This is a genomic window from Dyadobacter sp. CY261, assembly GCF_021440085.1.
Taxonomy (GTDB): domain Bacteria; phylum Bacteroidota; class Bacteroidia; order Cytophagales; family Spirosomataceae; genus Dyadobacter.
This window is the reverse complement of the sequence record NZ_JAKCPW010000006.1, coordinates 404291-426260: the sequence shown is the minus strand read 5'-3', so window position 1 is coordinate 426260 and position 21970 is coordinate 404291. Positions and strand designations below refer to the sequence as shown.

20 protein-coding genes are annotated in these 21970 nt (G+C 48.0%); 4 read left to right on the top strand and 16 right to left on the bottom strand.

What is annotated here, in order from left to right:
• Positions 1-12 precede the first annotated feature (12 nt).
• The 3 genes from LZD49_RS19165 to LZD49_RS19155 form a co-directional block, all read right to left on the bottom strand.
• Positions 13-888 (bottom strand): NAD kinase, encoded by an 876-nt coding sequence (locus tag LZD49_RS19165; protein WP_234669183.1) that lies wholly within the window; start codon positions 886-888, stop codon positions 13-15.
• Positions 889-980: 92 nt separating this feature from the next.
• A complete protein-coding gene (locus LZD49_RS19160; RefSeq protein WP_234669182.1) occupies positions 981-1652 on the bottom strand; it encodes a CBS domain-containing protein in 672 nt (223 codons plus the stop codon).
• 93 nt (positions 1653-1745) lie between these two features.
• Positions 1746-2519, bottom strand: a complete 774-nt coding sequence (locus tag LZD49_RS19155; protein ID WP_234669181.1) for an alpha/beta fold hydrolase — start codon at positions 2517-2519, stop codon at positions 1746-1748.
• Positions 2520-2931: 412 nt separating this feature from the next.
• Between LZD49_RS19155 and LZD49_RS19150 the strand changes: the two genes are divergently transcribed.
• Positions 2932-3843, top strand: coding sequence for an alpha/beta hydrolase (locus LZD49_RS19150; protein WP_234669180.1), 912 nt, complete (start codon positions 2932-2934; stop codon positions 3841-3843).
• Here the strand turns inward: LZD49_RS19150 and LZD49_RS19145 are convergent, their stop codons facing one another.
• From LZD49_RS19145 to glpK, 7 genes are all read right to left on the bottom strand, one after another.
• Positions 3844-4992 (bottom strand): polysaccharide biosynthesis protein, encoded by a 1149-nt coding sequence (locus tag LZD49_RS19145; RefSeq protein WP_234669179.1) that lies wholly within the window; start codon positions 4990-4992, stop codon positions 3844-3846.
• A gap of 114 nt (positions 4993-5106) precedes the next feature.
• The gene (locus LZD49_RS19140; RefSeq protein ID WP_234669178.1) at positions 5107-6501 is read right to left on the bottom strand and encodes an NADH-quinone oxidoreductase subunit N; all 1395 of its coding nucleotides are present in this window, start codon (positions 6499-6501) and stop codon (positions 5107-5109) included.
• Positions 6502-6510: 9 nt separating this feature from the next.
• Positions 6511-7959 carry a NuoM family protein gene (locus LZD49_RS19135; protein ID WP_234669177.1) on the bottom strand — a complete coding sequence of 483 codons (1449 nt, stop codon included), beginning with the start codon at positions 7957-7959 and terminating at the stop codon, positions 6511-6513.
• Positions 7960-8013: 54 nt separating this feature from the next.
• Positions 8014-9933 carry an NADH-quinone oxidoreductase subunit L gene (nuoL, locus tag LZD49_RS19130; protein ID WP_234669176.1) on the bottom strand — a complete coding sequence of 640 codons (1920 nt, stop codon included), beginning with the start codon at positions 9931-9933 and terminating at the stop codon, positions 8014-8016.
• A gap of 62 nt (positions 9934-9995) precedes the next feature.
• The gene (gene nuoK, locus LZD49_RS19125) at positions 9996-10331 is read right to left on the bottom strand and encodes an NADH-quinone oxidoreductase subunit NuoK (RefSeq protein WP_234669264.1); all 336 of its coding nucleotides are present in this window, start codon (positions 10329-10331) and stop codon (positions 9996-9998) included.
• A 120-nt stretch (positions 10332-10451) separates the two neighbouring features.
• Entirely contained in the window at positions 10452-11261 is an 810-nt protein-coding gene (locus tag LZD49_RS19120) for a 3'-5' exonuclease (RefSeq protein WP_234669175.1), read from the bottom strand.
• Positions 11262-11487: 226 nt separating this feature from the next.
• The gene (glpK, locus tag LZD49_RS19115; RefSeq protein ID WP_234669174.1) at positions 11488-12987 is read right to left on the bottom strand and encodes a glycerol kinase GlpK; all 1500 of its coding nucleotides are present in this window, start codon (positions 12985-12987) and stop codon (positions 11488-11490) included.
• 154 nt (positions 12988-13141) lie between these two features.
• On the opposite strand from glpK, the gene pbpC reads away from it, so the two are divergent.
• Positions 13142-15442 carry a penicillin-binding protein 1C gene (gene pbpC / locus LZD49_RS19110; RefSeq protein ID WP_234669173.1) on the top strand — a complete coding sequence of 767 codons (2301 nt, stop codon included), beginning with the start codon at positions 13142-13144 and terminating at the stop codon, positions 15440-15442.
• Between the two features lies 1 nt (position 15443).
• Here pbpC and LZD49_RS19105 read toward each other — a convergent pair whose 3' ends face one another.
• From LZD49_RS19105 to LZD49_RS19090, 4 genes are read right to left on the bottom strand one after another with little or no spacing between them, the layout of a single operon-like run.
• Complete coding sequence (locus LZD49_RS19105; RefSeq protein ID WP_234669172.1) at positions 15444-16478, bottom strand: M28 family peptidase; 1035 nt, start codon at positions 16476-16478, stop codon at positions 15444-15446.
• Positions 16462-16971, bottom strand: coding sequence for a DUF192 domain-containing protein (locus LZD49_RS19100; RefSeq protein ID WP_234669171.1), 510 nt, complete (start codon positions 16969-16971; stop codon positions 16462-16464). Before LZD49_RS19100 ends, LZD49_RS19105 begins: the two co-directional genes overlap by 17 nt.
• Before the next feature lie 2 nt (positions 16972-16973).
• Entirely contained in the window at positions 16974-18476 is a 1503-nt protein-coding gene (cysS, locus tag LZD49_RS19095) for a cysteine--tRNA ligase (RefSeq protein WP_234669170.1), read from the bottom strand.
• A gap of 21 nt (positions 18477-18497) precedes the next feature.
• Entirely contained in the window at positions 18498-18884 is a 387-nt protein-coding gene (locus LZD49_RS19090; RefSeq protein ID WP_234669169.1) for a DUF5618 family protein, read from the bottom strand.
• Positions 18885-19073: 189 nt separating this feature from the next.
• Between LZD49_RS19090 and LZD49_RS19085 the strand changes: the two genes are divergently transcribed.
• Positions 19074-19991, top strand: coding sequence for a PfkB family carbohydrate kinase (locus LZD49_RS19085; protein ID WP_234669168.1), 918 nt, complete (start codon positions 19074-19076; stop codon positions 19989-19991).
• Between the two features lie 121 nt (positions 19992-20112).
• A complete protein-coding gene (locus LZD49_RS19080; RefSeq protein WP_234669167.1) occupies positions 20113-20928 on the top strand; it encodes a glycerophosphodiester phosphodiesterase family protein in 816 nt (271 codons plus the stop codon).
• Here the strand turns inward: LZD49_RS19080 and LZD49_RS19075 are convergent.
• On the bottom strand, positions 20912-21457 hold the full coding sequence (locus LZD49_RS19075) for a DNA-3-methyladenine glycosylase I (protein WP_234669166.1): 546 nt from the start codon (positions 21455-21457) through the stop codon (positions 20912-20914). The two genes, LZD49_RS19080 and LZD49_RS19075, sit on opposite strands and share 17 nt — an antisense overlap.
• 38 nt (positions 21458-21495) lie before the next feature.
• Complete coding sequence (locus tag LZD49_RS19070; RefSeq protein ID WP_234669165.1) at positions 21496-21954, bottom strand: GyrI-like domain-containing protein; 459 nt, start codon at positions 21952-21954, stop codon at positions 21496-21498.
• Positions 21955-21970 lie beyond the last annotated feature (16 nt).

Here is a 21970-nt window from a genome sequence, read left to right as displayed (position 1 = left end):
AATCTTCGGGGATCAGTTTCTCATATCTAATCCCCACGATAATTTGCTTCTTAATGTATTCAAAAAACTATCATCTTTCATCTTAATCAGCCGGGCAATAAAACCGGCCTTACGTACGAGCAATTGCGTGTTTTCGTCTACAATGCGCGAGCGGGCATCAAGCGAGACAAGGAAATTACTGCTCCGGCTTTTTACTTCAAGGCGGATCACAGAGGTGTCTTCTACGACCAGCGGACGTACGTTCAGGTTGTGCGGACTGATGGGCGTAACAATGAAATTCTGCGAATGGGGCACGAGTACCGGACCGCCGCAACTTAGTGAATATCCCGTCGAGCCAGTCGGCGTCGAGATGATAAGCCCATCGGCCCAGTAGGAGTTCAGGAATTCGTCGTTCAGGTAAGTATGAACAGTAATCATTGATGAAGTATCGGTTTTGGTGATCGTGAAATCATTTAAACCGAAGTTCTGGCCATCAAAAAGATCTATATTGGATTCTACTTCCACCAATGTCCGCTCATCGATGCGGAACTGGCTGTTTTCAAGTGCGGCGATCATATCGGTAATCCGCTCGGGCGAAACTGTGGCCAAAAAGCCAAGCCGACCGACATTAATGCCGATAGCGGGTGTTTGTCGCTTTCCGACGTGCGAGATGGTTTCAAGCAGTGTTCCGTCGCCGCCCATACTTACAATCAGGCGTGCGTCAAAAAGTTCTTCGGGCGTTTCATAAACGAGCTCAGAGTGATGCGAAATGCCGTTTTGGTCCAGAAATGTCCGGAAAGACTGCGAAAGCTGGACTTCAATCTTTCGTCGCGCCAGTTCGTCGAACATATTTTCAATGAAAGGTCTGGCGGACTGATTAAAGTTGCGTCCGTGGATGGCGATTTTCATGAAGAAAGAATAAAACTTGTGGTTTCATCCGAAAGATACGCGACAAACATGCCGATTCAAAAGCCGCAGGCACATTTACGGACCATTGGATGCTAGGTGGCAAGATAGCGTAAAAGCATATCGAGCCGTTCCTGATCGAGGGTCTCGATGGGATCGTTGGCGTGTGCTTCTTCGATTTCGTAGCCGAAGCGCTCCAACGTCGCGATGATGGGAGTAATGTGGGTCCGATTCAATTTTAATGTCAACCGGGCTTCATTGGTTGGATTGTAAACTTCTCCGGATGAGAAGTAGCTGCTCAAAATCTTCACGCCGTTGGATTCGATCAGACGGCAGATTTCGGAAAGGGAATAGTTCCTTTCCTCGATCCGGAGCACGATTACCGCTCCTTTTTCCTGTACGCCGAGTTCGTTGACGAACCGCTCGATGAGGTCATTCACCAGAATGCTGCCGGCAAATGAACGATCCTCATGCAGGACCGGGATGGTCGTCAACCCAAACTGGTTCACGAGCCGGAGCAGCTCATAGGGATGCTGGTCCTCGGTCGCGAAGATGTCCTTATGCTGAATGATTACTTTGGAAAGATGCTCGGAAATGTCGGTAATATCGAAGAGAATGTCCTCGGCAACGATCCCCTGGTAAACGCCGGAATCGGCAACGATCAGTTGCTTTACAGCAAATTCATCCATCCAATCCAAAGCCGTACCCACCGAATCGGTCAGTTTCAGCACGGGAATCATTGGATTTATCAAATTGGCTGCGAGCATGGTGTCAGAACGTCATTTTTCCTAAGCTATAAAAAAACAATATATAGATCAACTATCGTAACAAAAGAAATTTCCCCCGAATTCCCGGGGATATCAAGCCATTGGCACGGATACATGTTTTTCCAGGAAGCTTTCCAGTATCACATTGAACTCGTGGGGATGCTCCATCATGGGTGCATGACAGCATTTATCTATAAAATACAATTCCGAATTCGCTATGAGGCGGTTGAACTCGTAGCCTACATGCGGAGGTGTAATCGTGTCGTTGAGGCCCCAGACCAGCAAAGTTGGAACCGTGATCTGGTGAAGGTCCTTGGCAAGATTGTGGCGTTGAGCCGATTTGGCAATGCCAACAATGCTCATACATTTGGGTATACTGGATGTAGTTTCGAAAACTTCGTCGATCAAATCTTTCGTGGCAACTTCCGGATCATAGAATGTATAAGCCACGCGCTCTTTAATATAATCATAGCTTCCGCGCTTTGGGAATGAGCCACCCATCGAATTCTCGAATAAACCCGAGCTGCCTGTCAGTACTAGTTTCTGAACATTCTCCTGGTTTTTCAGGATATAAAGCAAACCAATGTGGCCGCCTAACGAATTACCGATTACGGTTACGTTAGTAAGATTTTTAAAAGACACGAAATCTTCCAGAAATGTCAGCAAAGCTTCCAGGCCCGCCTCGCGGGGAGGTAATTCGTAGATGGGAAGCAGCGGAATAATGACCCGATAGCGGCTCGAAAAATGTTCAATAATGCCGTCCCAATTACTCAATGCGCCGAAAAGGCCATGCAAAAGCAGTAATGTCTCGCCCTTTCCCTCGTCGATAAACTGAAACCTGTCTTCTGCATGTACTGAATATTTCATTCTTTTTGTGGATTTTAGACCATTTATAACTTATCAAAGAAACTAGTGCATGATTAGGATACTCTACAAAACTAGTTATTTTTTTGATTGTTCAATGAGGCAAAGTAATAAACGGGCTTCGATTTTCTTGTAAATATTATATTAATATTAAAAGAATTAGTCAATTAACGCAGAAAGGTGCAATTCTGTTCAACGCTTGTCCGCCGTTGGCCTGATGTAGCTCCCACGGGTAAATTTTGCCGTGCGGAGCCTTACTCAGTTGCCCGCCGGTTACAACCTCAGCGGCTTCTCCTGGTAATCGGGTTTCAGAAACCAATCCATAGTTTGTGTAACTGAAATTTAACCGGAATTTATATTTGAAAGGTATTAGAAAAAAATTAAATCCCACCTTGAATCCTTCTATTTGACAGACATGATTAAGATATCCAGCTTGTTGGCTGCGCTTTGTATTGTACAGCTGACGTACCTGCCGCTCCGTGCCCAGACAGAAATGCCGCTTTATCCAGGCGATGTTCCGAATGCTGTGGAAGCAGATAACGAGGAAACGAACAAGGACAACATCGTCCGGAATGTGTCTAAACCTACCCTGACTGCCTTCCTGCCTCCCGCAGGCAGTGGAAATGGTGCCGCTGTGATCGTATGCCCCGGAGGCGGTTATGGTGTGCTGGTGATCGACCGGGAGGGGTATCAGGTAGCGAAAGCACTCAATAAGCAGGGCATTGCCGCATTCGTACTGAAATACCGGCTGCCCAGCGATCTTATTATGAAAGACAAGTCAGTAGGTCCGTTGCAAGACGCTCAGCAAGCGATTAAAACTGTGCGGGAGAAAGCAAAGGAATGGGGTGTCGATCCGGGCAAGATCGGTATCATGGGTTTTTCGGCGGGAGGGCATCTGGCTTCTACGGCGGGCACGCATTATGATAGCAGCTTTGTGGATAATCCTCAGAAGACAAGCCTTCGTCCCGATTTTATGATACTGGTTTACCCGGTCATCAGTTTTCTCGACCGGATCGGGCATAAGGGTTCAGCTGCGAACCTGCTTGGGGCAGCCCCGGCGATGGAACGTGTAAAATATTTCTCCAATGAATTGCAGGTGTCCACCACCACACCACCCGCATATCTCACGCACGCAGGCGACGATACTGTTGTGCCGGTTTCTAATAGTCTTCGTTTTTACGAAGCATTGAATGCAAAAGGTATTGCGACTGATATGCACATTTATGCCAAGGGCGAACATGGCTACGGTAAGGTACCCACGTTCGACGAGTGGTTTGGGCGTTGCCTTCTTTGGATGCGGACGACCGGTTTTCTTCCCGATAAGTGATTATGTTGTTTGCTCCGACGGGGCTTTGTCAAGTTTGGTAAAAGGTGAATTAGCACTGATGTATTCCGGGATTGCGGCTTTAAGTACGGCCACCATCCGCTCGGGCTGGCCCGAATCGAGGGCTTTTTGCAGCTCGGACATCCTTTGCAGAAGGCAGCCTCCGGTTCGGGGCGCAAAGGGAATGCTCTTTAGCTTGCCGGACTGTTCCTTAGAAGCAGCGGGGTCGATGGCCGGTTCTTCAGTCAATTTCTCACCTTGCCGAAGGCCGGTAAATTGTATTTCAACTTCCGTGTCTGGCTTCAGTCCCGATAGCAGGATCAACCTTCGCGCAATGTCGACGATGCGCACAGGTTGGCCCATGTCAAACGAAAAGATCTCTCCGCCTTTACTGCTCGCCGCGGCTTCAAGTACCAATTGACAGGCTTCCGTGGCCGTCATCATATACCGTTCCGCTTCGGGATGTGTGACAGTGACGGGCCCGCCTTCCTGGATTTGACGGGCAAAGCGGATCAGAAACGAGCCATTGGAGCCTAATACATTGCCGAACCGGGTAATAACGAACCGGGTCGGGTCGGGATATTCGCTGCTCAGGTATTGGAGATAAATCTCGGCGAAGCGTTTGGTAGCGCCCATTACGCTGGCCGGTCTGATGGCCTTATCGGTAGAAATGTATACAAACTTTTCAACCCGGTAGGATACAGCGAGATCGGCGATAATTTCTGTACCCAGTATGTTGGTTTTAATAGCCTCATAAGGATGCAGCTCCATGAAAGGCACATGTTTGTATGCAGCGGCATGAAATACGATTTGAATGCGCATACTTGAAAAGAGCTCTGACATGCGTAACGCATCGGTGATATTTCCCATGCAGCAGTGCAGGTCGGTTTGAGGAAATTTTTGTCTGAGAAAGAGGTCAAGATCGTGCAAGGCGGTTTCCGACTGATCGAGCAGGATGACTTTTGCAGGCCTGCATGCGCATATCTGGAGAGCGAGCTCACGACCAATTGTGCCAGCGGCGCCGGTGATCAGTACAGTATGCCCGGTGATTGTCCTGAATGTATTTTCAGAATTCAAGGTAATGGGATCCCGGCCAAGTAGCTCCTCAGGTTTGAAAGGACAGGAGGGATAGGTGTGTTGTTTTGTTTGCATCAGAACATCGTTTTAGAATAACAGATATCCTTGATACGCACGTTTGCAAATTTGGTCACAAAAAAAGAGCCGTAAAGTGTACAGCTCTTTTCCTAAGGTATTAATTACAAATTTTTAAATCAGTTTCTCGAAAATGCCCGGTGCCAGACCGAACAGGATCGTCAGGAACGTAGCCAGTACCAGGATAATCTGATAGAATGGCGCGACGCGTATTTTCACCGTATCTCCTTCCCTGAAATAAGATGAGATGATCACGCGGAAGTAGTAGTAGATACCTACTGTTGACATCAGGACTGCAAATACAGCGATCCAGATAATGCCGCGTTCTGCCGCGCTGGTGAAGATGAAAAATTTACCCCAGAAACCGGCAGTCAGCGGTATGCCAGCCAGAGACAGCATCGAAACTGCCAGAACAAAGGCCAGCAGCGGATTTTGTTTAGCAAGGCCATTGAACGCTTCATAACGTTCATTGGGCTGACCTTCGATGGACTTTTCTTTCGCAACGAGCATCAGCACACCAAATGCCGAGATAGTCGAAAGGGAATAGGCGAGTGAGTAGAAGACGATGGCGTTTTGGCTTGGTTTCGTAAGTGCGGTCACCGCGATGAGCAGGTAGCCTGCATGTGAAATACCCGAGTAAGCTAGCATTCTCTTAAAACTTCCCTGGCTGGTTGCGCCTATATTTCCCACCAGCATGGTAAGCACCGCGATCGCCGCGATGACGATCCACCAGAAGCCATAGATCGCGAGGGTATTGTTCAGCAAGCGGAACAGTGCGGCAAATCCGGCGGTCTTCACGATCGTCGACATAAAGGTCGTGAAAATGGTTGGAGCGCCTTCGTAAACGTCGGGCGTCCAGAAGTGGAACGGAGCGGCCGATACTTTAAAGAGCATACCAATGAGCAGCAGCAGCAAGCCTGCATAGAAAATGTAGGATTGTGACGCTGCTGGCATATTAGATGCGAATCCCTGGATGGCTTCCAGTTTGAATGAGCCTGTCGCGCCGTAAAGCAATGTCATACCAAACAGCATGAACCCAGTCGCAAATGCACCCATCAAAAGGTATTTCAATGCTGCTTCGTTGGAGCGCAGGTTGCGTTTATTGCTTCCGGTAAGCACATACATGGCCACCGAGAGGATTTCGACACCTATAAACAGCATGATCAGGTGATCAAAGCCGATCATCATAATGGCCCCAACGAGAGAGAATAGCATTAATCCATAATATTCGGCCGGTTCGGCATCTGCATTATCCTGAAAACCACCCGAAATCGCGAAGATCATGAATGCCGACAGCAAGATGATCCCGTTGAAGGCGAGCGTCAGGTTATCTACCCGGAGCATATCATAGAAATATATGAACGGCCCTTTTCCCCATTCGATGAAGTTGCTGCCCAACGCGAGGATCAGGAAAAGCAGGGTAGCTGGCAAGAGGATGTTTTTGGATTTCGAAAAGCCCAGAAAAAGCGTTACTACTCCAAAAACCGACAACAATATTATGGGATACATATTCTTAACTTAGTTATTGACCAGTTGCAACAATTGGTTTACAGCAGGTTCTGTGATTTTCAGGAATGTGCTGGGGTAAATACCGATCCAGAATACCATGATCACCAGCGGCAGCAAAACGGCCCGCTCGCTGGCGGTAAGGTCCTGGAAGCCTTCCACCCATTTGGATTTGGGGCCAAACATGGATTTCTGGAATAGACGGAGCATATAAACCGAACCCAGGATGATCGTCAGACCGGCAACAGCGCCCAGCCAGGCTTTGTATTGGAATACGCTTGATAATAGCAGGAATTCGCCCACGAAACCGTTGGTAAGCGGCAGTGCGACGCTACCCAGCAATAATATCATAAAGTAAACGCTCAAATGCGGTGTGCTTTGGGTGATTCCCCCGAGTTGATCGAGGTAGCGTGTTTTGGTTCTTGAATAAATGATGTCGACGATGAAGAAAAGGCCAATTACATTGATACCGTGTGCAAGCATTTGAATCAAAGCACCTTGCAGGCCATTCAGTGAAGAAGAGAATACACCTGCCGCCATCAACCCCACGTGTGCGAAAGAAGAGTAGGCGATCAGCGTTTTCATGTCGCTCTGTTGGATCGCGATGATCGAGCCGTAGATAATGCCGATTACAGCAAGGATCATCGCCAGAAAGCCCCATTGAGCCATGCCCAAAGGCACGATCGGCAACAGCAGGCGGATGAGCCCATAAACGCCCATTTTCAACATTATGCCGGATAAGAGCATCGTCGCTGGCGTAGGCGATTGGGTGTAAGTGTCTGGCTGCCAGGTATGGAATGGGAACAGCGGCATTTTGATCGCAAATGCGATGAAGAATGCCCAAAACAAGAAACCTTGCGCCTTTGCGCCTAGCTGCAATTGATAAAATGCAGAGATTTCAGAAGTATGCGCGCCTGGTGTCTGGTAATATAGGTAAACCAGGGCCACAAACATGAACAAGCTTCCGAAAATGGTGTAGATGAAGAACTTGAAAGTAACCTTGATCCTATCTTCCCCTCCCCAGATAGCCGAAAGAAAGTAAACCGGGATCAGCGCAGCTTCGAAGAAAAGATAGAACAGGAACGCATCAGTAGCAGTAAAAACGCCGATCAGCGCCGCCTCCATAAAAAGGATCAGCGAATAGAATGCCGCTGGGTTTTTGTACTCATTTTTAAATGCCGAAAGGATGATCAATGGCGTAAGGAAAGTCGTCAGTAAAACCAGCAGTAGGCTGATTCCGTCGATCCCAGCGGCAAATGAAATGCCTCCCGAAGCCAGCCAGGCATATTTGAATCCGAATTGGGAACCCGCGGCGGGGTCGAATTGCAGCCAGGTAAAGATGGCGACACCCAATGAAGCCAGGCCACCTACCAACGCGATTTGCTTCGCAAGGCGTTCGCCGGACAATAGGGTGATAATGCCAGCCGCTATCGGTAAAAGTATTAAAAGAAGAGTAAGCATATTTTCAAGTCGACGGTCCGAAACTAATAATGAACGGATTGGTGGGTGATCGGATCAGAGTAACAGCTTCCAGAATAATATGACCACAATGCCGATTACCATCGCGAATACGTATTCGCCGGTAGAGCCGGTTTGTGTTTTTCTCAGTAATCCTGCCACTATGTTCACAAGCCGTACTACCGCACCGATGATCATGTCAATGGCGATTTCGCCGAAGCTGTACAGAATGTTGGACAAGGTTTTCGTTGATTTTACAAACACCGCGTCGTAAAGCTCGTCCACATAGTATTTGTTATAAATCAGGCGTTGCAGGCTGGATTTTTCTTCGCTATCCGCTGCCGGCACAGCGCCTTTTTGCACATACATTACGTAAGGTACGATGGCAGAGATCAACGCCGCGGCTACTGAAATGGCCATCAGCACATATTCTTCGGAATGCGACAGAGATGTGTGTTCAAATGCGGCGGGATTTGCGGTACGAGCCAGGTCGTAAAGCGGGCTCATAAACTCAGCCAGATGGTGTGAGCCGTGCAATGCCTCCGGAACACCGATAAATCCGCCGACAGCAGAAAGTATGGCAAGGATGATCAACGGCATGGTCATCGACGCCGGTGACTCATGCAAGTGATGCTCCTGCTCGTGCGTGCCGCGGAATGTTCCAAAGAATGTCAGGAACAGTAGTCGGAACATGTAGAACGATGTCATTACAGAACCTAACACACCGATTATCCACAGGGCTTTGTTGTGTTCAAAAACATGCGCGAGAATCTCGTCTTTGGAAAAGAAACCGGCAAATGGCGGGATACCTGAAATGGCGATCGTTGCGATGAGGAATGTCAGGAATGTAACGGGCAGTTTCTTGCGAAGGCCGCCCATAGAGCGGATATCCTGCTCGTCGGACATGGCGTGGATCACGCTGCCAGCGCCCAGGAAGAGCAATGCCTTAAAGAAAGCGTGGGTGATCACATGGAACATGGAAGCCGAGTAAGCCATCGCGCCAAGGCCCATAAACATATAACCCAGCTGGCTGACGGTCGAGTAAGCCAGGACTTTCTTGATATCGTTTTGCAAAAGACCGATCGAAGCGGCGAACAGCGCGGTAGCACCGCCGATAATGCCGACAATTTCGAGCGTAGAAGGGGCTAGCGAGTACAGCACGTTGGAGCGGATCACCATGTAAATACCTGCGGTAACCATCGTCGCGGCGTGGATGAGCGCGGATACAGGCGTAGGGCCGGCCATCGCGTCGGGGAGCCAGGTATACAGCGGAATTTGAGCCGATTTACCCATTGCACCTATAAACAGGAACAATGTAATGGTAATGATCACCGGATCACCTACCTGAAAACCGGCCGCAGCTTTGCTGAAAACTTCCGAATATTCAACCGAACCGAATGTCGCGATGATCGTAAAGATACCGAGCAGGAACCCAAGGTCACCTACGCGGTTCATAATGAATGCTTTGCGGGCCGCGTTGTTGTAATTCGTGTTTTTATTCCAAAAACCGATCAGCAGATAAGAGCAAAGCCCTACACCTTCCCAGCCAATAAACATGATCACATAGTTGGAACCCAACACCAGCAGGAGCATGAAAAACAAAAACAGGTTCAGGTAAGCGAAAAATTTACCAAAACCCGAATCGTGATGCATGTAGCCGATTGAATAAATGTGGATCAGCGAGCCGACGCCGGTGATAATCATCAGCATTAATAACGATAGCTGGTCGATCTGAAAAGAGAAAGGGATTTTCAAATCGCCGACCGAGATCCAGTCAAAAAGCGGTACAATGAACGGCTGACTTCCGGAAGCGACGAATGCATTGAACGTCATGACCGAGAGCACAAAGCTGGCCACTACCGCCAATGTTCCGATGATACCGACTGCGCCTTTGGGAATATTGGGAAACCCGAGTCCGTTGATCAGAAAGCCGACAAGCGGCAACAGCGGAATCAGGATGAGTAATGATGCAGACATGTCTATTTTAATCTTTAATCTCTGGATTGTTTACCGGTTACGTGCTGGTAAATGCCGTTGCTTTACCATTTCAGCTTATTGAGGAAACCAATGTCTGTATTTCTGGTGTTGCGGTAAATCATTACGATAATGGCAAGCCCGACGGCTACTTCGGCAGCGGCAACAGCCATAATGAAGAACACGAAGACTTGTGCGGAAGGATCGGACCGGTAAGAAGAGAATGCGATCAGCAGCAGGTTTGCGGCATTAAGCATCAATTCTACTGACATAAAAATGATGATGGCGTTCCTGCGTGTAAGCACACCAATGATGCCGATCACAAATAGCAGGGTTGCAAGAATTAGATAGCTTTGAAGTGGGATATGTTGAATAACCGCTGGTATGTTAACCTCTGGCATCGTGGGGTTTGGGATCATAGCAGGTTTTCCTTGTTGGATATCCGGTTAAAATAGTCAAAAATAGATTTCAGGCAAAAATAGACATAAATACTACTTACTCAAACCTGAGGTGCGATTATGTCAACGTTGGGTTAAGGCCCTTAATTTAATCTCCGTTAATTTGCGTTTGGTGTCGAGCGGGAACTCGCCCTTCATCATCCAGTCGAAAAATGACGGTTCGTTTTTCAGTATGTCGGCGACCCGCTTGCCGTTGTGCTTACCAAAATTGAATACTTCCTCGCCTTTGTCGTTAAAAACCATCCTACCTGCAAAATCCACGATTTTAGAAGCAGTTAGCTCATGCAACGCCGCAACATCATTTCTGACAGGTTCGGTTGTGTTACCGTGGCTATCAGTGATTGTAACACCTTCATAGCGTGCAATTTGACCCTGCAAAACTTCAAAGGTAGCGATGGTATCGGCCTCGGCACTGTGCGCATTGTCGAGCGTCTTTCCGCAATAATACTTGTAGGCAGCGCCCAGGTTACGCGGCTCCATCATGTGGTAAATGCGTTGCACATCCACCATCCGACGGTTCTTTACATCAAATTCGACCCCTACACGCAGAAATTCTTCCACGAGCATCGGAATATCGAAACGGTTACTGTTAAATCCCGCCAGGTCGCAGCCTTCCAGAAACGAAGAAAGGTTTTTAGCAATGGTTTTGAAGGTTGGAGCATCCTTGATATCCTCGTCATAGATGCCGTGTATAAGGCTGCTTTCCAGCGGAATAGGCATTTCAGGATTGATTCTTCGCGTGCGGATTTCCGTTTCGCCGTTCACCAATGCCTTAACGACGGAAATTTCTACAATGCGGTCGCGGACAATATTGACTCCTGTTGTCTCAAGATCAAAAAAAGCAAGAGGCTTTTTGAGATGGAGGGTATGCATGGGCTACTCTGATTGATTTGGCGCTGCGAAGTTAATCCGAATGGCCAGATAGCGCAAGAAACGTGCTTGTTTATACAGATTATAAAAAGGGTCAGGTGTTGTCAGGAATTGTTGGATGTAGCCAGGAGAGGAGAAATTGAAAACCTCTGCTGAATACATTTGGACAATAAAAGACCATTTCTGACAACCCTTGATTAAGAATGACAACAAAAGAGAACATCTGACGTCAGTCAATCCAATCATAAGACTTAGTAACCGCTTTCTTCCAGCCTTTGTAGTACGCATCCCGCTTTTCCGACCGCATATCGGGGTTCCAGGTGTGGGCGATGGCCCAGTTTTTCTTCAAATCTTCGGTGCTTTTCCAGTAGCCTACGGCAAGTCCAGCTGCGTATGCTGCACCTAGGGCGGTGGTTTCGGCAACGGCCGGCGACACGACCTGGGTATCGAGAATATCGGATTGAAACTGCATGAGTAGCTGATTATGCACCATCCCGCCGTCCACACGCAGACTGGCTAGTTTGATTCCGGAATCCTGCTCCATTGCTTTTACCACATCAACCGTCTGGTAAGCAGTTGCTTCAAGTACAGCGCGTGCGATGTGCCCCTTGTTCACGTACCGGGTAAGGCCCGCAATCACGCCGCGGGCGTCGTTGCGCCAGTAAGGTGCGTACAGGCCAGAGAATGCAGGCACAATATAGGCCCCCCCATTGTCTTCGACGGTTTGTGCAAGCGTTTCAATGTCGCCGCTGTTCTGTATGAGTCCGAGGTTGTCGCGCAGCCATTGCACGAGCGCGCCGGTAACCGCTACACTTCCTTCCAGGGCATATTGCACCGGCTGGTCGCCGAATTTGTAGGATATCGTTGTTAGCAGGCCATTTTCGGAGGTTTTCAACTCGGCACCTGTGTTCATTACGAGGAAGCAGCCAGTTCCATAAGTGTTCTTGGCCATTCCAGGCTCAAAACAGGTTTGACCGACCAATGCCGCGTGCTGGTCGCCAAGGTCGCCCGCTACCGGAACGCCGGGAAGTACCTCATGGGTGGCATATCCGTAAATTTCGCTGCTGCTTTTAATGGCCGGCAGCATGATTTCGGGAATGTTGTAGGCAGCGAGCATCGATTTGTCCCATTGCAACGTGCGGAGGTTCATGAGCTGTGTGCGACTGGCATTGGTGACGTCGGTTACGTGAATGCCGCCATGTGTTCCTCCGGTGAGATGCCAGATCAGGAAAGTGTCGATATTTCCAAAAACGGCTTCGCCTTTTTCGGCGTCTTCGCGAATGCCTTCTACATTGTCGAGGAGCCATTTGAGTTTCAAACCACTGAAATAGGTCGAAACAGGCAGGCCGGTAATGTCGCGGAACTGGTTGAGACCGCCTTCTCTCTCGTATTTGGCAACCAGATCCGTGGTGCGGGTGTCTTGCCAAACCAATGCATTATAGTAGGGTTTGCCGGTCCGCTTGTTCCAGACGACCGTCGTTTCACGCTGGTTGGTAATGCCCACAGCTGCAATGTCTGATGCGTGTGCTGATATATGAATGCGCGCCAAAGCGATCACTTCCAGGGTGTTTTTCCAGATTTCGGTAGGATTATGCTCCACCCAGCCAGGATGCGGGTAAATCTGTTCGTGCTCCTTTTGTCCTACTGAAACAATGTTTCCCTGGCGGTTGAAAAGTATGCAGCGTGTGCTGGTAGTTCCCTGGTCAATGGCGGCAATGTATTTGGACATATGGTATTATGATTGATTTTATTTGTAGTAAAGCAAGTAAATAGGGAAAATTACCGAGCAGGACAAACAGCCGGGCAATTTTATTGAACGGGACATGGCAAAGTCCTGTGACTGCGTTGCCTATCTATATATTTGCGGTTCAGATCATCCTCACATGAAAAATAGCAAGGTCAAAAAAGGTTTGTTGGCATTCACCTGTTTCATACTCCTTTTTTGGATGCTCGACCTTGCCTTTCCATTTCGTCCGGAAATCCGGTATGCGACGCAAATCACCGATCAGAAAGGGCGCGTGATCCATGCTTTTTTGAGTAAGGAAGACAAATGGCGGCTCTATTCGAATGTGGATGAGATCACTCCGTTGCTTCGGAAAACGCTCATTTATAAAGAAGACCAATATTTCTATTACCATCCCGGTGTGAATCCGTTTGCCGTCATTCGTGCGGCAGCGCGGAATGTGTTTTCAGGAAAAAGAACTTCGGGCGCTTCTACGATTACGATGCAAGTTGTACGGCTCATGGACCCGCGGCCGCGTACGTACCTGAACAAGGTGGTAGAAATGTGGCATGCCTTCCAGCTTGAAATGCATTATTCCAAAGCGGAAATCCTGCAATTTTATGTTAATCTCGTTCCTTATGGCGGCAATATAGAGGGCATTAAGGCAGCTTCATTACTATATTTCGGCAAAGCGCCGCAATTGCTGAGCCTCGCGGAAATCACCGCATTGACAATCGTGCCCAACCGCCCGTCGGGCCTGAGGCCGGGTACGCGCAACGACGCATTACGGGAAGCGCGGAATATTTGGTTGAAGCGATTCCAGGAAGATGGTCTCTTTGACGGCAATGTAATCCGCGACGCATTGGACGAACCATTAAATATTCGTCGCCTGCAAACGCCCCGGCTTGCCCCGCATCTTTCGATCCGGCTCAAACAGCAGTACGCCGATGAGCCTGTTATCAGAACTTATCTTAATCTGCAATCGCAAAGCCAGATTGAAGAACAGGTCAGGAATTACATTAACCGGCGGCGGTTAATGAACATTCATAATGCGGCCGTGGTAGTTGTAAATAATGAGACGATGGCGGTGGAGGCTTATGTGGGTTCGGCTGATTTCAACAATCCTTTTGATGGGGGGCAGGTGGATGGCGTGAAAGCGGTGCGCTCGCCTGGTAGTACTTTAAAGCCTCTGCTTTATGCTACGGCATTCGATGCGGGCATCATTACCCCAAAAACGGTGATCAACGACGTGCCGGGCAATTTTAGCGGTTATGAACCCGAGAATTTTGACCGGCATTTCAATGGAGCGGTCACTACGGAATTCGCATTGGCCAATTCCCTGAATATTCCGGCAGTAAAGGTTTTGAAAGACATTGGGACACCTGCTTTGATTGCCAAACTTCGTAAAGCAGGCTTCAAAACGGTGGATAAGCAGGCCCGGGACCTTGGTCTTTCCATGATATTAGGGGGCTGTGGTGTGACGCTCGAAGAGCTCACGAGACTTTTTGCGGCATTTGCAAATGAGGGGGAGCTGCAAAATCTGCGGTTTTCCACCGGAGATGTCCCTGATAAAAAAGGAGTTCCGATTTTGTCGGAAGAGGCAACCTATCTTACCACTAATATTTTAACCCAAATTACACGACCGGATTTGCCCACTAACTTTGACAATACATATCACTTACCGCGAATTGCCTGGAAAACCGGTACATCTTATGGTAAAAGAGATGCATGGAGCATTGGGTATAACCGGAGATATACCGTGGGGGTCTGGGTAGGAAATTTTTCGGGCGAAGGTGTGCCTGAGCTGAGCGGTGCCAATACCGCGACGCCGTTGCTCTTTTCGATCTTCAATGCCCTTGATTATAATTCACCCAAAGGCTGGTACAAGTCGCCGACGAATATTTCACAGCGCAATGTATGCCCGGTCAGTGGAGATGTCCCTTCGGATTTTTGTGATCATCAGGTGATGGACCATTACATAGTCGGGGTTTCGGCCTATCGGAAATGCCAGCACATGCGGTGGGTTTTTACGGACATGGCAGGGAAAATGTCTTACTGTACTTATTGCCTTCCCGAAAAAGGGTTTGAAAAACGATCTTATCCAAACCTGGCGCCGGAATTGATCGCTTTTTATGAGTTACAGAAATTGCCCTACCAGAAAATTCCGCCCCACAATCCGCAATGCGAAAGGGTTTTTTACGAAGGAGCACCATTGATCGTTAGCCCGAACGAAGGAAGCGAGTATTATATCCGCAAAGACGAGCCGCAGCAAATCCAGCTGGCGTGCCAGGCTGCGAATGATGTGGAGGAGGTGTATTGGTATGTGAATGACAAGTTGTTCCAAAAATCCCCGCCGCAGGAAAGTGTGTTCATCAATCCGCCACTCGGCCGCGTCAAAGTATCATGCAGCGACGACAAGGGACGGAATTCTGATGTGTGGATTGTGGTGAAGCGGATGTAGTTTACAACGGCTGATCCTTTGCCTCCTGATAAAGCACCTGAACGAGCGTCTGTCCTACGGCCTTCAACGTTTTGGGATCGATGTTTTCCATCGTATCGTGAGCAGTATGCCACTGATCGAAGAACGTTTTGCTCAAATTGTGTTGGCGGGTATGGATAATGTCGATCATCGGAATGCGCGCAACTTTGTTGACGGGCACGTGGTCGTCCGTGATCGCGCCACCGGCTTCTTCGATAAAATAGTTGCTGTAACCAAGACGGCTTGCGGTTGTCCAGACCTGCCTTACGACGTCGTCGGCCATTTGGGTAGAGTAGCCTTCTTTAAAAAAGGTTGCTCCTTTGGCACCAACCATGTCGAGCAGTATGCCGAAGTAGGCAGTGTAATTGGGATTATGCTTGTTGGCTGCCCAATGTTGCGAGCCAAGGCAGAAGCCGCTGTACTCAATTCCGGTATCTTCGGAATCCGAGGAACCCCAGTCTTCCGCATCAAAGAAAATTATATCTACCCCTATTTCGGGTTTAGCGGTCTCTTTTGAAAGTATTCTCGCGATTTCCAATAAAACGCCAACCCCGCTCGCGCCATCGTTAGCAGCGAGTACCGGCTTGTTTTTTACCAGAGAATCCTGATCCGAGAAAGGGCGAGAATCCCAATGCGATGCCAGCAGAATGCGCTTACTAGCCTGAGGATTGAAACTTCCGATAATATTGCGGGCATTCAGCTTCTTGCCATCGAAAGTGGTTGCCGTAAATGGCTGTTCCACCACCTGCCAGCCATATTTCTTTAAAGTAGCAACGAGGTAATCACCACAGGCTTTGTGCGGGGCGGTATTTGGTACGCGGGCACCGAAATCGACCTGTTTCTGTACAAACTGAAAAGCGCTGTCGGCATTAAAATCTGCACTTTTAATGAGCGCTGGTGGTGCCTGTTCAGCTGTTTGCTCAGAGCTATTATCGCTTTTGCAGCCATAAAAGCCCACCATTAGTGCAATTAGTATGGGTATTTTTTTCAAAAACGACCTATTAGAAAGATATCGCATCTCCTGATTGAATATTATTACTTTTTGTAAAACCTGCATTGAACTCCACCACATACTTCACTAATCCATACGGTGGAATGCTTTCCTCCGAATAGGGTCTGGTGTTTTCTGCGATGGAAATGATTTTTTTATCCGGGCCCACATAGACGATATCCAGCGGAATGGCTGTATTCTTCATCCAAAAAGAATGCTCGCCCGGTTGTTCGAAAATAAAGAGCATGCCAACGGAGTCGGGAAGAAAGGGGCGAAACATAAGACCTTTGTTGCGTTCTGCCTCGTTTTCGGCGATCTCGACGTCGATTTTTTTGTATTCCCGGCCTTTTCTCCAAAAGCCTACTTCACCTTCTTTTACAAAATTGGCCGTCGACGGGGTCGCAGCAATGGTTTTCTCAGGCTTTTTTTCCAGAAAAAGAGACTTTACGAGGAAGCCCCCGCCCGCCACTATCAGCAAAGCCCAAAGTAAATATGCAATTAACGACCGGCCTTTTTTCATAGTTACTCCTCGTAAGCCCAGTCGATCCTCGTCTTGGTATCGCGGATCACCAGGCCCTGATTTTTGAAATAAGAACGGATTTCGTCCACTTTTTCGTAGTTCTGAGAAAGTTTAAATTCCCGATAAAGTTTCAGCATACCGTCCAGGATCGCGTGGCCTTCGGCGAGTTCTTCCTTCAAGCCCAGTACATCTTCAAAAAACACGACAAATTTCTCTTTCAGTGAAGTAAATACCGCCTCGCCCAGTGCCGCCGATTTCAATTGCCCCATATTCAGCATGTTGATGTATTTCAGCATGTTAAACAGGTTGGCAAAGGCCACGGCCGTATTCAAATCGTCGTTCATTGCATGATAAAAGCCTTCGATCGACTTTTCAATATCGGCCTTTTTCGCTTCGTCGGCATTTACGCCGTCTTCGTGCGTGTAGATAAGAAGCTTCGCGAGACGGATGCCGTTCGCGAGTTTCTTGTACCCTTTTTGAGCGGATTTCAATGCATCGTTTGAGAAGTCGAGCGTGCTGCGGTACTGGCTTTGGAGCATGAAGAAGCGCACGGTCATGGGGCTGAATGCCTGTTCGAGTAGCTCGTGGTTCCCGGAGAAAAGCTCCGCGGGTAAGAATGAGTTACCCAGCGATTTCGACATCTTCTGGCCGTTGACTGTCAGCATATTGGTGTGCATCCAGTAACGAACAGGCTCCTCACCGGTTAGCGACTTACCTTGCGCGATCTCGCATTCGTGGTGGGGAAATTTTAGGTCCATGCCGCCGCCGTGAATATCAAACTGCTTGCCTAAGTACTTGGCACTCATGCAGGTACATTCGAGGTGCCAGCCGGGAAAACCTCTGCCCCAGGGCGATTCCCATTGCATAATGTGCTCTGGGCTGGCCTTTTTCCATAATGCAAAGTCAAGTGGGTTACGCTTCTCCGCCTGGCCGTCGAGATCCCGCGTTTCATTCAGAAGGTCTTCGATAATACGGCCCGACAGCTTGCCATATTCATTGCCACCGGCTTGATATTTATTGATATCGAAATAAACCGAGCCATTGGATTCGTAAGCTACATCCTTGTCTATCAGCGATTGAACGGCTTCGATCTGTTCTATTAAATGGCCTGTGGCCGTGGGCTCGATGCTAGGCGTAAGTAAGTTAAAAATGGCAGTAACGTCGTGAAAGTCATTGGTATACCGTTGAACAATCTCCATCGGTTCTAGCTTTTGGAGCTTGGCCATCTTTCCAATCTTATCTTCGCCTGCGTCGCCATCGCCAACCAGGTGGCCTACATCCGTAATGTTACGGACATAGCGTACTTTGTACCCGATGTGCGTCAGGTAGCGAAACAGGATATCGAATGACAGGAACGTCCGGATATTACCCAGGTGCACATTGTTATAAACCGTCGGCCCGCACACATACATGCCGACATAGGGTGGCGCAATGGGAACGAAAACATCCTTTTTACGGGTAAGCGTATTGAATATTTTAAGTGGCTGGAAAGTTTGTGCGGTCATTTATATGTTATACTTTCTTGATTACTTGTTTGTTTTTTCGAGACGCGTTTCGACCCAATCGATAATTTTTTCTGCTTTCTGCAATCCTAGCAAAGCCAGGTCGGCGCTTTTACTTCCCTGATAACCCATATCAATATGCAGGATTTGGTAAGCAGTCGTAAAATTGGATAGCAGGCCTTTGTCGACACGGCTCAATTCATATTGATACCACTCGGCACTTTTCGGCGTCTTTTTATTTTTCTCTCCCAAAAGCTCATTCAATACCAACAGGATACCAGTATAGGCTGTGTGCCCTGCGATTTTAACGTACTTCTTGTCCTGATAAAGCCCATCTTGCTTTTTGGCATTGTTGCTGAGAAAATCCTTTGCATTGTCAATGTGTCGTCTTGCTTCTGAAATTGCTTGCATGATAGTATGTGATGAGTGGAGAATTGTTTGATTCAGACAAAAATAGCAAATAACCCAAGATTGATTTGTAGGTATAAGTGAGAATGAGCAGGTGGCAGGAGGCTATTCATGTGTTTTGTTTATCTTCGCAGCGTTTTTGCATTTAAAATCCAGTTTGAAACTAACTTAAAATCAACACAGTACTAACTTATGAGTTTACTTACCGTAGGATCTGTTGCATTCGACGCGCTCGAAACCCCATTTGGAAAAACAGACAAAATTATCGGCGGTGCGGCCACTTACATCACACTAGCTGCCTCCTATTTCACGAAACAAAATAACCTCGTTGCAGTTGTGGGAGGTGATTTTCCAAGAGAAATGATCGACCTGCTCGAAGAACACGGCGTGAATACCAAGGGTTTGGAGATTGTTCAGAATGGTAAAACATTCTTCTGGTCGGGTAAGTACCATGAGGACATGAACACTCGCGACACGCTGATCACGGAGCTCAATGTAATGGAGCATTTCGATCCCATTATTCCGGATTCCTATCAGGGAACCGAATTCCTGATGCTTGGCAACACCGTTCCCGCGACTCAAAAGTTGGTCATTGAACGTCTTGTGACTCGCCCCAAGCTGATCATGCTCGATACAATGAACCTTTGGATGAACATCGCACTCGATGATCTGAAATCCGTTCTCGCGCTGGTCGACCTGCTTACGATCAATGACGAGGAGGCGCGCCAGCTTTCAGGCGAATACTCATTGCGTAAAGCTGCCAAGAAGATCATGGCGATGGGCCCGAAAACCCTGATTATCAAAAAAGGCGAGCACGGCGCGTTGTTGTTCCAGGAGGACCGCATCTTCTTCGCTCCTGCATTGCCGCTGGAAGAAGTGTTCGATCCAACTGGCGCAGGCGACACGTTTGCTGGTGGTTTTATTGGTTACCTGGCCGCTACGGACGATATTTCATTCGATAATATGAAGCGCGCGATCATTTACGGCTCTGCGATGGCCTCGTTCTGTGTGGAGAAATTCGGTACGGAGCGTCTGGTGAATCTTTCTCAGGAGGAGATCAACGCCCGCGTTCAGGAATTTGTGAAGTTGTCGAGCTTTGAAATACAATAAAGTTTAGAAGCAGATGAGTCTATGAGTTGGAATTAATTTCGCTTGTAGACTCATTTTTCTAAGTCGTACTTAGTCTTTACGTTTGAAACAGTAGTAATCCCGCTGATAACCTGAAATTCCGATGAAATCGTTTCTAAAAGCAGCCTGCTCATTTTTGATCTGTCTCGTTGTTCCTGCAATAGTATTTGCGCAACACCAGACGCACCCTGCATTACCGCATTCAAAACATAAAACCGTTGTGATCGCCCACCGCGGCAACCACATCAATGCTCCGGAGAATACATTGGCGTCTACCAGAGAAGCGATCAATTGCGGAGCGGATTATGTGGAGGTCGATTTAAGGACAACCAAAGACGGCCATCTTGTCGCCATGCACGACGCCAAAGTCGACCGTACTACCAATGGGACAGGTAAGGTGGCGGATATGACCTGGCAGGAAATTGAGGGTTTGCAGGTTTTCAATCGAAACAAAAAGACGCATCGTATTCCCGAGTTCAAAGAAATGCTGGCACTTTGCAAAGGTAAGATCAATATTTACCTCGATTTCAAAGATGCTGATGTAGTCGAAACCTGGAAGCAAATCAAAGCCGCCGGTATGGAGCACCAGATTGTGGTCTATTTAAATAAGGAAGAGCAATATAAGAAGTGGAAAGAAATCGCACCGGAAATGCCATTGATGACCAGCCTTCCCAAAGAAATTACTAACAAAGAACAGTTGACTGCATTCCTGGCCCACACCCATATTCAGGTAGCGGACAATATTGCTGATCCGGAGCTACTTAAGGCCGCCCACGAGCTTGGACTCTCCGTTTGGCTCGACGTTCAGAGCCCTACCGAAGGGCCGGCTTCCTGGAATGAGGCATTGCATAAAGGTGTGCAAGGCCTCCAAACTGACAAACCGGCTGAATTAGTGAGTTATATTAAAAGCCATTCGTGACCTTTTTCAGCCTGGAATAGATCGGACAATCGGCATCATGCGCACCCGGCAAATACCCCGTACTCATCAGAAATTCATTTACAATTTCGCCGCCTGTAAATTTAAAAGTTTTTTTAAACAGCTTAATCCACTGCTCCTTGGTCAACGGATGATGTGCATCGATCCATCCTTTGAAAGACCCATACTCTTTTTTCAATTCTAGGATTTTTTGCGCATTTACAATGGCCGCATTCACTTTCAGTCGGTTGCGGACAATGCCTGCGTCGGCTAACAGCCTTTCGCGGTCGTTTTCATTGTAAGCAGCTACTTTTTCAATCGAAAAGTTATTATAAGCAGCCCGAAAACTGTCTTGCTTGCGCAGCATCAGCGTCCAGCTGAGCCCGGCCTGGTTAATTTCCAGTAACAGCCGGCCGAAGAGCTCGTCATCGTCGTCAATCGGGAAGCCGTATTGATTATCGTGGTAATGTTTGTGCAGCAGGAAATCTGCCTGTTCAGAAGGATTGTTGTTGACGTAAGTGCAATATGACATCGCGGTGATATTTTAGGACGCCTGTCCTGTAAGTTAGTCTATTTCAGAATTCCGATCTGTACCTCGGTAATGTTGCGGTCGGGGTTGTCGAAATCCATATTCAGATAAATTTCCCTGTTTTGTCCCGACGGAACTAGTTTTCGGGACATGATTTCACCGAAAAGCGATCCGTAAGTATTGATCAGCCCATCCCAGTTTCCGTAAAGTTGTTCGGTCACGCATTCGAATACATCGAGCTGTTTTAACCGGTAATGCGAATTGATCGTGTGCGATGGCGGTGTGATGGGCAATGCGATCGTTAATGTAAAAATCGTTTCGGCATTACCATCCGCACCATTGTAAACCCAGTAAACCGGACCAGTAATTTCAAGGTCGTTCCGGATGGCATCCTGATAGAGCTTTCGGGCTTCGACGCGGACATATTGGAATAATTCCTTAAATGAAGTCTTTGTCTCGAAACACAGGACATGAATGGGCTGAATGGTTTTTGTTTGCATGGCTAACAGATGTTTT